The following is a 12,437-nucleotide window of genomic DNA, read 5'->3' on the forward strand; positions in this document are numbered from 1 at the left end:
CGGCCAGGGCAGCCTCGTCCTCGCGCAGGGAGTCGCGTTGGCGGCGCAGCTGGTCGCGCTGGGCGTCCAGCTTCTCCAGGCTGGCGCGCTGCGCGGCAAGCTCCTCGATGGATGCGTTGAGCGCGTCCAGGCGCGCCAGCAGCTGCGCGCGCTGCGGCGCCAGCTCGTGGAATTCCTTGTCCTGGGCCTTATAGCGCTCCGTCTCGTCCGCGGCTTGGGCCATCTGGGCGCGCAGGTCGTCCTGCTCGGCGGTCAGGCGCGTGATGGAGTGCTCGATGCCGGCGGCCTTCGAGGTGTATTCGGCCAGGCGGGCCTGCACCTCGACGAGCGCATGGGCGGGGCTCGCGCCCGTGCCGGAGCCGGCCGTGAGCAGCTTCGCGGTCATGTCGGTGGTGTTGCGCAGGCTGCGCAGCTCGTCGGCCGTGAGGGAGAACATGGTCTGGAACGTCTCGCGGTCGATGTCGTCCACGAGCTCGGCGGGGCCTTGCAGGCCGTCGGCGTTGCGCACGCGCGAGAGCACGAGCTCGTTGTCGGGGTCGGATGCGGGCGCGCCGGATTCGGCCCCCGAGGCGGGTGCGGGCACGGGAGCGCCTTCGTCGGGCAACGCGTCCCCCTCTTCCGGACGCGGGGCGAAGAACAGCGAGCCGGCGCGCTCGGCATTGCGCGGCTTGTAGGTGTTGCGGACGCCGCGCGCCTCCTCCCACCCGAACAGCACGCCGCCTGCGAACGAGGCCAGCGTGGACTTGCCGGCCTCGTTCTCGCCGAACACCACGTTGAGGTGCGGCGTGAACGGGCCCGCCACCTTGTTGGCGAACGCGCCGAAGCTCGTGATCTTCATGCGCTTGAGGTACGGCGCGCCGCCACGCTCGGCCGTCATTCGTCGCCTCGGTTCAGCAGGTCGAGCACCAGGTCCTCGGCGTCGGCCGCCAGCTCGTCGATGCGGCGCGTGTAGGCGCTGGGCAGCTGGATGTTCTTGAGCAGGAACTCCTCCTGGATATAGGCTATCTCGTCTTCGCGGTCGGCGCGCAGGGCGTCGGCCACTTGCAGGAACACGGCTGGGAACAGGCCCTCGCGGCGCAGCGCTTCCTTGTCGTACGGTCGCAGCGTGGCATCGACGAGCGCGTCGCAGTAAAACGACGGGTAGCCGTCGTTGATGTGCTTGCGCAGATCCTCCAGCACGCCGGGGCGCGCGAACACCGCATGCAGCGGCGTGGTGCCCGTGAGCGTGATGCGCACGCACATCTCCTCGCAGTGGGCCTTCCCGTTCACGCGGAACAGCTCGCGCATGATCTTGTCGGTGACCTCGGCCACGTTCGCGCAGTCGGCCACGTCCACGTCCATGCGCTGCCATACCACGCTGGCCGTGGGAACGAACTCGAGCGCAGGGCGCGCGCCTTCCTCCAACGTCACGGCGAAGCAGCCGCGCTCGCCCGTCTCCTTGATGTCGCGGCCTTGGATGCAGCCCGAGAACACGAGCCGCGGATCGTCGAAAGAGGGATGGGCGTACTTCATATGTATATGCCCGAGCGCCCAGTAGTCCATGCCCGCCCGCAGGAGGCGGGCCGGGTTCGTGGGAGCCTTCACCGGGTCGAGGTCCAATCCCGTGTGCAGAAGGCCCACGGCGAAGGGCGCCTGCGCGGCATCGGGCACGGCATCGGCCAATGCCTGCTCGGCCGCTGCACGCGTCACGCCGGCAGCGATATCCTCGTCGGACGGCCACGTTTGGTTGTAGTAGCCGCGCCCGCCGATAAGGGCCAGCGTCTCGCCGCCTTTCCGATAGGCCGCGAAGCCAGGCTTGTCGGCCGGCAGCATGACGGCGTTCGGCGGGAACGCGAAGAAGTCGCGGCTCCATGACGTGAACGGGTCGTGGTTGCCGGTGCACAGGTACACGGGGATGCCAGCCTTGTCCAGTCGGCGCAGGCCCTCGAAGAAATGCAGGTAATCGCCGTAAGACGCGCGAGCGCTGTCGAAGATATCGCCCGCGATGACCACGAAGTCGACCTGGCGGGCCAGCGCGGCGTCCACCACGCGGTCGTAGGCTTCGGGGATAGCCGTGAGCAGGCGGTTCGCCCACGCTTCCGAGAGCGCCCTCAGGCCGCGGAACGGCGCGCCGAGATGCAGGTCGGCCGCATGGATGAATGTGATTCGCTTTCGCATGGGCACCAGTGTAGCGCGTGCGCGGCCCGCGCGGGCCGGTTAGAAGCCGCCCGCGCGCGAATCGTCGATGAAATCCATGAAGCGCGTGTACTCCGGGTTGAACGCCAGGTCGATGTCGCGGGTGGGGCCGTTGCGGTGCTTCGCCACGATGAGCTGCGCCGTGCCCAAGTCGGGGCGGTCCTCGCTCTCCGCCTCCGTCTCGTCCATGCTTCGGTCGATGAACATGACGATGTCGGCGTCCTGCTCGATAGAGCCGGATTCGCGCAGGTCGGAGAGCATCGGGCGCTTCTTTCCTCGCATCTCCACGGCACGGGACAGCTGCGACAGCGCGATCACGGGCATGTCCATCTCCTTCGCGAGCACCTTCAGGCCTCGCGAGATCTCGCCCACCTCCACGGCGCGGTTGCCGTCGCGGCGCGTGGAGGGCGGCTGCATGAGCTGCAGGTAGTCCACGATGATGAGACCCTTGCCCTCGGTGCGGCGCAGCTCGCGGCGTGCCTTGGCGCGCGCCTCCAAGATGGACAGGCCCGGCGAGTCGTCGATGTACAGTTCCAGCTTCGAAAGCGTGTTCGACGCGTCGGCGATGGCGCCCCAGTCGCCTTCCGATATGAAGCCCGCGCGGATCTTCGACAGGCTGACGCGCGCCTCGGCGCACAGGATACGCTGGACCAGCTGGCCCGCGCTCATTTCCAGCGAGAAGAAGGCCACGGCCGCGCCCGACTTGGCGGCGTTCACGGCCAGGTTCAGCGCGAACGACGTCTTGCCCACGCCGGGACGGGCGGCCAGGATGACCAGGTCGCCTCCGCGGAAGCCGTGGAACAGGTCGTCGGCGTCCTTGAAGCCGGTGGGCACGCCGGCCATGTGGTTCTGCTGCTCGGCGAGCTTCGTGATCTCCTCGAACGCCTCGGTGAGCAGGGAGTCCATCTTGGAGAACGTGGACGACACGCGCTTCTCGGTCACGCCGAAGAGCGTCTTCTCGGCGTCCTCCACCACCTCGTCCAGGTTGTCGGGCGCGTCGTAGGCGAGCGCGTTGATGGAGGCGGCGGCGTAGATGAGCTCGCGGAGGATGGCCGTGCGCTTCACGATCTCGGCGTGGTTCTGCCAGTTCGTGAGCGCAAACGTGTTGTCGGCCAGATCGACCAGGTACGGCTTGCCGCCCACGGCCTCCAGCTGGCCCGTGGCGTTCAGGTTGTCGGCGAGCGATATCTGGTCGATGGGAATGCGGCGCGTATTCAGCTCGCAGATGGACTCGAAGATGATGCGGTGCGCCGGGCGGTAGAACGACTCCGGCTTGAGCTTCAGGATAAGCTCCTCCACCGCCTCGGCGTTCAGCATGCAGGCCGCCAGAACCGACTTCTCGGCCTCGATGTTCTGCGGCATCGGCTTGTTCTTGGGAGCCGACCCCTCGTTGAAGTCGCTGTTCCTTGCGCTGGCTTGGTACGCTTCCGACATGGTGGTCCTTCTCGCTCCTTCGGGTGTCCGCTGCCTTGTTTCCCGCTATAGTACCGCATGATTGCCGCAGGTCATGTGTATTTTTCTTCCCGAAAAACCACGGAATGCGTTATCCACATGCAACGGAAAACCCCCTTCACCCGTCATCGGGGCAAAGGGGGTTTTCCCCCGTTTCCACAAATCAATCCTGTGGAAAAGTATTTATTCCTCGGTAGCCGTCTCGGCAGCCTCGGCGGGAGCCTCGGCCTCCTCGACAACCTCCACGGTCTCCTCGACGACCTCGGCCTCGGCCTGCTCGTCGATATTGCCCACCAGGAGCTTCACGGACACCTTGATGTCGCGGTAGATGCCGTAGACCACTTCATGCTCGCCAGCCGTCTTGATGGCGTGGCCGAGCTCGAGGCGGCGCTTGTCCACCTCAAGGTCGGTGGCGGCCTTGATGGCGTCGGCGACCATGACGGCGGTGACGGAGCCGAACAGCTGGCCCTCCTCGCCGACCTTCGCCTCGACCTTGACGGTGGCGCCCTCGAGGGCGGCCTTCATCTTCTCGGCGTCGGCGATGCGGTTCTCCTCGCGCTTCGCGATGTTGTGCTTGCGCTGCTCGAGCTGCTTGAGGTTCCCCTTCGTCGCCAGGATGGCGAGCTTCTGGGGAAGCAGGTAGTTGTTGGCGAAGCCGGGGGCCACGTCTACGACGTCGCCTTCACCGCCCTTGCCCTTCAATTCTTGAAGCAGGATGACTTTCATGGAACCCTCCTTGCGCCTAGCGGCTGCGACGATCGCCGCGACCGCTGACGGCGGGCACCGCGTACGGCATCAAAGCCATCTCGCGGGCACGCTTGACGGCGTTCGCGATGTCGCGCTGGTGCTGGGTGCAGGCACCCGTCACCCGGCGCGGCTTGATCTTTCCGCGATCGGTAACGTATTTGCGCAGCATTTGCGTGTCTTTGTAGTCGACGTAGTTCGCCTCGTCCTTGCAGAACTGGCAGAACTTGCGACGCGGCTGCTTCGCGTAATCGGACATTTCACAAACCTCTTTCGTTTCGCTTAAAACGGGATGTCTTCATCGTAGACCGAAGAAGAGGCATCGACCACCGGGGCAGCCATGGGGGCTGCGGCCGGAGCCGGGGAATAGCCGCCTGCGTTGCCGCCATACGACTGGTTTCCGCCGTATGAGGACGAATCGCTGTTGCGGCTCGACATGAACTCGAGCTCGTCGACGATCACCTCGATCTTGCTGCGCTTCTGGCCGTCGCGCTCCCACTGGCTCCAGCGGAGCTTTCCCTCAATGGACACCTTCGTGCCCTTGTTGAGGTAGCGGTTCAGGCTCTCGGCGCGCGCACCGAACATGGTGCAGTCGATGAAGTTGGGATAGTCCTCCCACTCGCCCGTCTGCTGGTTCTTCCGGCGGTCGTTCACGGCAACGCCGAAGCCGAGCACCGGCAAACCGCTCGCCGTGGAGCGCAGCTCGGGGTCGCGCGTCAGGTTTCCGCTGATGATAACTCGGTTGATGCTCATGATACCCACCTCTTCTTCTCATGCTGGGGCGCCGGGGGCGCCCAACGCCACGTGCTCTTAATCGCGATCGGTACGCTTGACGATCATATGCCGCACAACGGCGTCATTGATGCGAAGAACGCGATCGAGTTCAGCAACGTTAGCGGGATCGGCATGGAAATCGATGAGAGTGTAGTCACCGTCGGTCAGACCGTCGATCTCGTAAGCGAGTTTGCGCTTGCCCCAGTTGTCGACGTTGTCAACCGTACCCTCGCCCTCGGCGATCGTGGTCTCAATACGCTTCATAACAGCGGCACGGGATTCTTCGTCGATAGACGGAGCGACAAAAAACAGCAATTCATAAGCCTTCATCAGCTCACCTCCTTTGGTCTTTAGCGGCTCCGGGGCTGGTGAAGGCAGTTAACCCGGAGCAGGATTAGCTTGCCTATTCTAGCAAAGGGCCTCATGGGCCACAAGGAAAACTTTCTTCCTTACCAGCGCGCACATGCTTTCACCATGTTTGCGCGGCATGCCTCCCGCTTGTCCGCTGAACTTCTCTGGGGGAAGTATAGCAACGCGACCTTGCCGGCCGACCGTAATTCCACCGTCACGGAGTCGCCGGAAGCTGATGCGGATCTGGCCCGGATGCCGCACGGACCTTGCACGCTCGCCGCGCAACCCTTGCACGGATGCCGCGCGCATCTGACACGACTGCCGCCGAAATTCGAAAGCCCTGGCCACAAGCTTAAGGGATGGAAGTTCGCGAATACAGGCAACCGCTTCTTTCTTGGAAGTGACTGCAACGTTGGGAAATGGCCGAATGAAAAAATTGAGAGCCGGCTACGTTCCACGTGGAACACAGCCGGCTCGTTTTCCGTCTCTTTTGCGGCGTTTCTCTAGCGGCCGCAGCTGCTTGGCCCTGCAGAGTTACTCGGCCTCTTCCTCGAGGTCCTCTTCGTCGTCGAGATACTTCTCGTCGATCTCGTCCTCGTCGTACTGGTCGGCCTCCTTGAGGCCGCTCATGAAGTTAGGCGCCTCGCCGATGTAGGCCGGCTCCTCCTCGAACGTGGGCTCGCCGTCTTCGCTCATCGTGTAGAGGAAGCCAACGGCCATGCCCTCGTCCTCGCCGGGAATGCCGCCCTCGGCGATGAGCGCGTCCTTCGTCTCGTCGTCGACCTCGACGTAGCCGTCATAGCACAGCGCGTACGCCTCGGCGCCGCGGGCATTCTCCACCGTGTGGCGCGCGAAGGCGAAGCATTCGTCCGCCGACTCGCCCGGGTGGTTCTCCAAGAACAGGTTCTCCTTCACCACGAGCGCGGTGAACGGCACCACGTCGGCTCCCTGCGTCATCTTCTCCTTCGCCTCTTCCAGCGAGAAGAGCAGCACCTTTTCCAGGATCTCGGGAATCTCGGGCACTTCTACGTCCGAGCTCTCCACTACGCGATCGGGCATGGCCTCGTCCTTTCAACCGGCCGCCGCTGCCTGCCTGCTCGTGCAGGCGGCCCGCTTACGGCCCTTGCTTTTTCCGTTGCCGTCCAGTGTAGGGCTTCCCGACGAGCCCTCGCTCGCGGACGGCGGGTTATTCGGCGTATCTTCAAATATTGATACGCGGCCGTTATTCAGGACGTTTCCCGCCTCCGGATGTTTCACGTGAAACATCCGGACAACTTGGCCGGTTGTGGGGCCGGGAAAGCGGCTACTGCAGGATGCCGTCGAGCATGAGGTTCACCTTGAGGACGTTCACGCGGGCATCGCCGAGAATGCCGAACTGGGGCTGCTCGGTGCACTGCTCGATGATGGCGCGGATCTCGGAAGGCGTCTTGCCGGTGTTCTTCGCCAACCGCTCCACCTGGTACTCGGCGGCAGCCGGGGAGATATGGGGGTCGAAGCCGCTGCCGGAGTTCGTGACGAGGTCGCTGGGGATGGGCTCGTCGCCCTTCTCGGGATGGGCTGCGTGGATCTCGTCGATGCGGGCCTGCACCGTAGCGGCGAAATCGTCGCTCGCGGGACTAAGGCTCGACGGGCCGTACCACATGACGGGGTTTCCCTCGTCGTCGGTAAACGTGGAGACGTTCGCGTTCGTGAGCCGGCCCCACATATGATTCTGGTCATGGAACTCCTGGCCAACAAGCTCGCTGCCGTATTTCGTCCCATCGACTTCTATGATGGAACCGTTTGCCTGATAAGGGAAGAAGAGCTGCGCGACACCCGTGCACACAGCCGTGTAAACCACGCCGCACAATATGGTTGTTACGAGGAAGAAGAGCGCTGCGCTTCCCCAGATTTTCGCTTGCCTCATTGCTTCGCATCCTTTCTTCATTCCGAAGCTCGTTTTTCGCATGGTCGTTCAGTCGTTTTTTGGTTGCCGTTACCGAGAGTGCATCTCAATAACGGCAACCGTTTTTTCATTGCGCTCGAAACGCGGCCGGGCATTCGTTGCCTTACGCCACGCCCAAAGCCGTCAACATCATGTCGAGCAGCTTGATAGCAACGAAGGGGAGGACGATGCCGCCCAGTCCGTATACCAGCAGGTTGCGGGAAAGCAGGCTTTGCGACGATGCCTCGCGGTACTTCACCCCCTTGAGCGCCAACGGGATGAGCGCCACGATGATGAGAGCGTTGTAGATGATGGCCGCCATGATAGCCGTGTAGGGGTTCGTGAGGTGCATGATGTTCAGCGCCTCGAGCTGAGGATACAGCGGCACGAACAGCGCGGGCACGATGGCGAAGTACTTCGCCAGGTCGTTCGCTATAGAAAACGTGGTCAACGAACCGCGCGTCATGAGCAGCTGCTTGCCGATGCGCACGACGTCGATGAGCTTCGTGGGCGAGGAATCAAGGTCGACCATGTTGCCGGCCTCCTTCGCCGCCTGGGTGCCGCTGTTCATGGCCACGGCCACATCGGCCTGCGCGAGCGCCGGCGCGTCGTTCGTGCCGTCGCCCGTCATGGCCACCATATGCCCCTCGGCCTGGTACTGGCGGATGGCGGCCAGCTTCGTCTCGGGCGTGGCCTCGGCGATGAAGTCGTCCACGCCGGCCTCGGCCGCGATGGCGGCGGCCGTCATGGGGTTGTCGCCCGTTATCATGACGGTCTTGATGCCCATGGTGCGCAGGTCGGCGAAGTTCTCCTTGATGCCCTGCTTCACGATGTCCTTCAGATGGATGACGCCCAGAATACGATGATCGCGAGCAACAAGTAGCGGAGTGCCGCCTGCGCGCGAGACATCCGCAACGACTGCGGCGCATTCGCTGCTGTACGTGCCGCCGTGCGACTCCACATAATCCTTGACGGCATCGGCCGCCCCCTTCCGGATCTCGTGGCCCTCGAAATCTACGCCGCTCATGCGCGTCTGCGCGGTGAACGGGATGCTGACCATGCCCGAGCCCTCGAGCTCGCGGCCGCGGATGCCGAAGCGCTCCTTCGCCAGCACCACGACGCTGCGGCCCTCGGGCGTCTCGTCGGTAAGGCTGGCCAGCTGCGCGGCATCGGCCAGGTCGTGCTCGGCGGCACCGTCCACCGGTATGAACTCGGCGGCCTGCCGGTTGCCCAGCGTGATGGTGCCCGTCTTGTCCAGCAAAAGCACGTCCACGTCACCCGCGGCCTCCACGGCGCGGCCGCTCATGGCCAGCACGTTCGCCCGGTTCAGGCGGCTCATGCCGGCTATGCCGATAGCCGACAGCAGCGCGCCGATGGTGGTGGGCGCCAGGCACACGAACAGCGCCACGAGCGAGGTGATGGTGGTGGGGTTCGCAATGCCCTCCTGGTTGGCGCTGAAGCCGCTGAACGCGAACAGCGACACCGACACGATCAGGAACACGATGGTCAGCGCCACGAGCAGTATCTCGAGCGCGATCTCGTTCGGGGTCTTCTTGCGGGTGGCCGACTCCACCATGGCGATCATCTGGTCGAGGAAGCTATGGCCCGCGTCGGCGGTCACGCGCACCACCAGCCAGTCGGAAAGCACGGTGGTGCCTCCCGTGACGGCGGAGCGGTCGCCGCCGGACTCGCGGATGACCGGGGCCGACTCGCCGGTGATGGCGCTCTCGTCCACCGATGCGGCGCCCATGACGATCTCGCCATCGGCGGGGATCTGCTCGCCTGCCGCCACGTAGAACAGGTCCTTCTTCTTCAGAACCGCCGAACTCACCTCGTCGGCCTGCAGGCGGAAGAACTCAGCCGGATCGTCCACGTGATGGCCCTTCGCCACCAGGCCCTCGTTGAGCTTGTGCGCGGGCACATCGCGCTTGGCGGCGCGCAGCGAGTCGGCCTGCGCCTTGCCGCGGCCCTCGGCGAGCGCCTCCGCGAAGTTCGCGAACAGCACCGTGAGCCAGAGCACCGCCGAGATGGAAATGATGAAGCCGGGCTGCGAGTCCGTGATGCCGAACAGCGACAGCACGAACAGGGCGAGCGTCAGGATGGCCGACAGGTACACCATGAGCATAACGGGGTTCTTCGCCTGCTCGCGGGGGGCAAGCTTCACGAAGGAGTCGCGCACGGAGCGCTTCGCCAAATGGTTCATTTCATTGTTCCTCATAGTTGCCGTTGTCATTTCTTTTTCGCCCGCCTTCCCTAAAGCACCATGTGAAGCTGCTCGGCTATCGGACCCAGCGCCAGCGCCGGGAACATCGACAGGGCGCCGACCAGCAGCACGATGAGAATCAGCAGGAACACGAACATCGCATTGCTCGTGGAGAGCGTGCCCGCGCTCACCGCCACCTTCGGCCGCGTGCACAAGCTGCCGGCCAGCACGAGCGTGGCCGCAAGCGGGATGAAGCGGTTCGCCAGCATTTCAAAACCCAGCACGACGTTGATCATCGGCGTGTTGCCGTTGAAGCCCGCGAAAGCCGATCCGTTGTTTCCGCCCGCCGACGTGGCGGCGTAAAGAACTTCAGAGAACCCATGGGCGCCCGAGTTGTTCAGGCTATCCACCGTCGCCGGATCGAGGCACATGACGGCCGCACCTATAAGAAGGACCATGGGCGTGGTGATGCACAGGATGGTGGCCATGCGCATTTCCCTGGGCCCGATCTTCTTGCCCAGGTACTCGGGCGTGCGGCCCACCATCAGCCCCGCGATGAACACGGTGAGGATGACGAAACCGATCATGCCGTACAAGCCGCAGCCGATACCGCCGCCGATGATCTCGCCCAATCCCATGAGGATGATGGGCACCATGCCGCCGATGGGCGTGTAGCTGTCATGCATGGAGTTGACCGAGCCGTTCGATGCGGCTGTGGTGAATGCGGCCCAGAGGGAGGAATCGGTCACGCCGAAACGTGCCTCCTTGCCCTCCATGTTGCCGCCGGACTGGTCGTACGTGCCCATGTACACCGAGCCGTCGGCCGCAAGCTGAGGCGTTCCAACCTGCTCGAAGAAGGCTATCACCGCCAAGCTTGCCACCAGCACTATGAACATGGCCGCGAAGATAGCCCGCCCCTGCCGCCGATCGGCCACGAAACGGCCGAAGCTGAACACGAGCGCGAACGGGATGAGCAAAAGCGAGATGCACTGCACCAGGTTCGTGAGGGGCGTGGGGTTCTCCAGGGCGCTTGCCGAGTTCACGCCGTTATAGCCTCCGCCGTTCGTGCCGAGCTGCTTGATGGCAACCTGGCTGGCCTGCGGGCCCATGGGAACCACGCCCTCGTCGATCACCTGCACGGCTGCCGGATCGTCGGCTTCTACCACCTCGCCCTCCGAATCGATGCCAACCGGTTCCAGCAGCTGAACCTCCTGATACTCGGACACGTTCTGCGGCGAGCCCTGCCACACGTCCACCACGGTCACGACGAGCGCGAGCGGGATGAGCACGAACAGCACGGCGCGCGTCGCGTCGACGAAGAAGTTGCCCAAGCCAGGGCCTCCTTCGCTCACCAACCCGCGGAACAACGCGAACAGCACGGCCATGCCCACGGCCGGCGTGACGAAGTTCTGCACGGTCAGGCCGATGGCCTGGGAGAAGTAGCTGAGTGCGCTCTCGCCGCTATAGGCCTGCCAGTTCGTGTTCGTCACGAAGCTGGCCGCCGTGTTGAACGCGAGATCCCATGTGAGGCCGGGCAACCCCTCGGGATTGCCCGGCAGCACGCCCTGCAGCATGAGGATGGCGAACAGGCCTGCCAACGAGAGCGCCGAGAACACCAGGGCGCTTATCAGGTAGCGTTTCCAGCCCATGACGTCGGCACGGTCGACGCGGATGCACCGGTACACCACGTTCTCCACCGGCACGAGCACGCGCGAGAGCACGGCCACCCTCTCGCCGGCCATGACCTTGTTGATATAGCCCGACAGCGGGATGGCGAGCGCCACGAGCAGGGCAAGGTAGATGCCGTATTCCAGCAACTCGTCCATCACCGCTCGTCACCCCCTCGAAGCAGAACGTAGAACAGGTAGAACGCCACGATGACGCTCAACCCTCCAACGACGGCGGTTACGTAGTCCATCGTCTTCCTTCCTCGTTTCCAGGCCGCCGCAGCGGCACCTTTGCAAACTAGGAAAACGATAAGGTTGCGCGGATTAGCGCGCCGTTAAGGAGCGGCGCGCAACGTTAAGAAGACGTTAAGGGGGACGTGCACGAGGAGATGAAAAAAGCGCCCGGAGGCGCTTCATCTGGAAAACTGGCGGAGGAGGAGGGATTCGAACCCTCGTTACCCGGGTTACGGGTAAAACGGTTTTCGAGACCGCCGCATTCAACCACTCTGCCACCCCTCCGCTTTGGGGTGCGGGGCCTGGCCCCGTATGAAACGCGCCTCAGGGGCGCGGGAATAAGCTGGCGGAGAGATAGGGATTCGAACCCTAGGTACGCTTTTGGCGCACACACGATTTCCAATCGTGCACCTTCGGCCTCTCGGTCATCTCTCCGCTCGTCCGAAACATGCATGCTCGCGCTGGGCGCGGACGTGCAGCAGCTACGTAGTATACAACAGCTAATAGGCGCTCACAAGCGAGAAATAGGCATCCTCTTCGGCATTTTTCGCGAGGGCGGGGACCGCCGTGCGCTTCACGCGCAGGGGAACGCCGAACAGCGCGCTCATAGTATCGTCGGAGAGCAGGTGCTCCTTCGGGCCATCGGCGAACACGGCGCCGTCCTTCACGAGCACGAGGCGGGTGATCTCGGGGATGACGTCCTCGGGATAGTGCGTCACCAGAACGATGGACTTCCCCGCCTGGGCCAGCGCGCGCATGCTGCGGCGCACGTAGAACATGCCCTCGGGGTCGAGGCCGGTGCAGGGCTCGTCGAGAACGAGGGCCTCGGGATCGCGCACGAGCGCGCGGGCGATGAGCGCGCGGCGCGCCTGGCCGGTGGAGAGCGTCATGGCGTCGCGGGCGGCAAGGTCGG

At 64.2% G+C, this 12,437-nt stretch carries 13 protein-coding genes and 2 tRNA genes; 1 reads left to right on the forward strand and 14 read right to left on the reverse strand.

What is annotated here, in order from left to right; all coding sequences use genetic code 11:
* From GPA_RS05795 to rpsF, 7 genes are all read right to left on the reverse strand, one after another.
* A partial coding sequence (locus GPA_RS05795; RefSeq protein ID WP_156791135.1) for an AAA family ATPase occupies positions 1 to 877 on the reverse strand: 877 nt, incomplete at its 3' end.
* A complete protein-coding gene (locus tag GPA_RS05800; RefSeq protein WP_015539259.1) occupies positions 874 to 2,157 on the reverse strand; it encodes a metallophosphoesterase family protein in 1,284 nt (427 codons plus the stop codon). The genes GPA_RS05795 and GPA_RS05800, both read right to left, overlap by 4 nt.
* A gap of 39 nt (positions 2,158 to 2,196) precedes the next feature.
* Positions 2,197 to 3,609 (reverse strand): replicative DNA helicase, encoded by a 1,413-nt coding sequence (gene dnaB / locus GPA_RS05805; protein ID WP_015539260.1) that lies wholly within the window; start codon positions 3,607 to 3,609, stop codon positions 2,197 to 2,199.
* Positions 3,610 to 3,810: 201 nt separating this feature from the next.
* On the reverse strand, positions 3,811 to 4,353 hold the full coding sequence (rplI, locus tag GPA_RS05810) for a 50S ribosomal protein L9 (protein ID WP_015539261.1): 543 nt from the start codon (positions 4,351 to 4,353) through the stop codon (positions 3,811 to 3,813).
* A gap of 16 nt (positions 4,354 to 4,369) precedes the next feature.
* A complete protein-coding gene (rpsR, locus tag GPA_RS05815; RefSeq protein ID WP_015539262.1) occupies positions 4,370 to 4,630 on the reverse strand; it encodes a 30S ribosomal protein S18 in 261 nt (86 codons plus the stop codon).
* Positions 4,631 to 4,653: 23 nt separating this feature from the next.
* The gene (locus tag GPA_RS05820) at positions 4,654 to 5,124 is read right to left on the reverse strand and encodes a single-stranded DNA-binding protein (RefSeq protein ID WP_015539263.1); all 471 of its coding nucleotides are present in this window, start codon (positions 5,122 to 5,124) and stop codon (positions 4,654 to 4,656) included.
* Positions 5,125 to 5,181: 57 nt separating this feature from the next.
* Positions 5,182 to 5,475, reverse strand: a complete 294-nt coding sequence (gene rpsF, locus GPA_RS05825; RefSeq protein ID WP_015539264.1) for a 30S ribosomal protein S6 — start codon at positions 5,473 to 5,475, stop codon at positions 5,182 to 5,184.
* Between the two features lie 93 nt (positions 5,476 to 5,568).
* On the opposite strand from rpsF, the gene GPA_RS17990 reads away from it, so the two are divergent.
* Complete coding sequence (locus tag GPA_RS17990; RefSeq protein WP_147274481.1) at positions 5,569 to 6,003, forward strand: hypothetical protein; 435 nt, start codon at positions 5,569 to 5,571, stop codon at positions 6,001 to 6,003.
* Between the two features lie 27 nt (positions 6,004 to 6,030).
* On the opposite strand, the gene GPA_RS05830 is transcribed toward GPA_RS17990, so the two are convergent.
* The 7 genes from GPA_RS05830 to GPA_RS05860 all read right to left on the reverse strand — a co-directional run.
* Positions 6,031 to 6,555: a hypothetical protein gene (locus GPA_RS05830; protein WP_015539265.1), complete on the reverse strand. Its 525-nt coding sequence runs from the start codon at positions 6,553 to 6,555 to the stop codon at positions 6,031 to 6,033.
* Positions 6,556 to 6,799: 244 nt separating this feature from the next.
* Positions 6,800 to 7,402 carry a potassium-transporting ATPase subunit C gene (locus GPA_RS05835; protein ID WP_041240156.1) on the reverse strand — a complete coding sequence of 201 codons (603 nt, stop codon included), beginning with the start codon at positions 7,400 to 7,402 and terminating at the stop codon, positions 6,800 to 6,802.
* Between the two features lie 142 nt (positions 7,403 to 7,544).
* A complete protein-coding gene (gene kdpB, locus GPA_RS05840; RefSeq protein ID WP_015539267.1) occupies positions 7,545 to 9,623 on the reverse strand; it encodes a potassium-transporting ATPase subunit KdpB in 2,079 nt (692 codons plus the stop codon).
* 50 nt (positions 9,624 to 9,673) lie between these two features.
* The gene (gene kdpA / locus GPA_RS05845; protein WP_015539268.1) at positions 9,674 to 11,449 is read right to left on the reverse strand and encodes a potassium-transporting ATPase subunit KdpA; all 1,776 of its coding nucleotides are present in this window, start codon (positions 11,447 to 11,449) and stop codon (positions 9,674 to 9,676) included.
* 267 nt (positions 11,450 to 11,716) lie between these two features.
* Positions 11,717 to 11,809 (reverse strand) — tRNA-Ser (locus tag GPA_RS05850).
* Between the two features lie 59 nt (positions 11,810 to 11,868).
* A tRNA-Ser gene (locus GPA_RS05855) sits at positions 11,869 to 11,959 on the reverse strand.
* A 65-nt stretch (positions 11,960 to 12,024) separates the two neighbouring features.
* Positions 12,025 to 12,437 (reverse strand): ATP-binding cassette domain-containing protein (locus GPA_RS05860; RefSeq protein WP_156791136.1); only part of this gene is annotated, 413 nt, incomplete at its 5' end.

The sequence above is a fragment of the Gordonibacter pamelaeae 7-10-1-b genome, assembly GCF_000210055.1.
Taxonomy (GTDB): domain Bacteria; phylum Actinomycetota; class Coriobacteriia; order Coriobacteriales; family Eggerthellaceae; genus Gordonibacter; species Gordonibacter pamelaeae.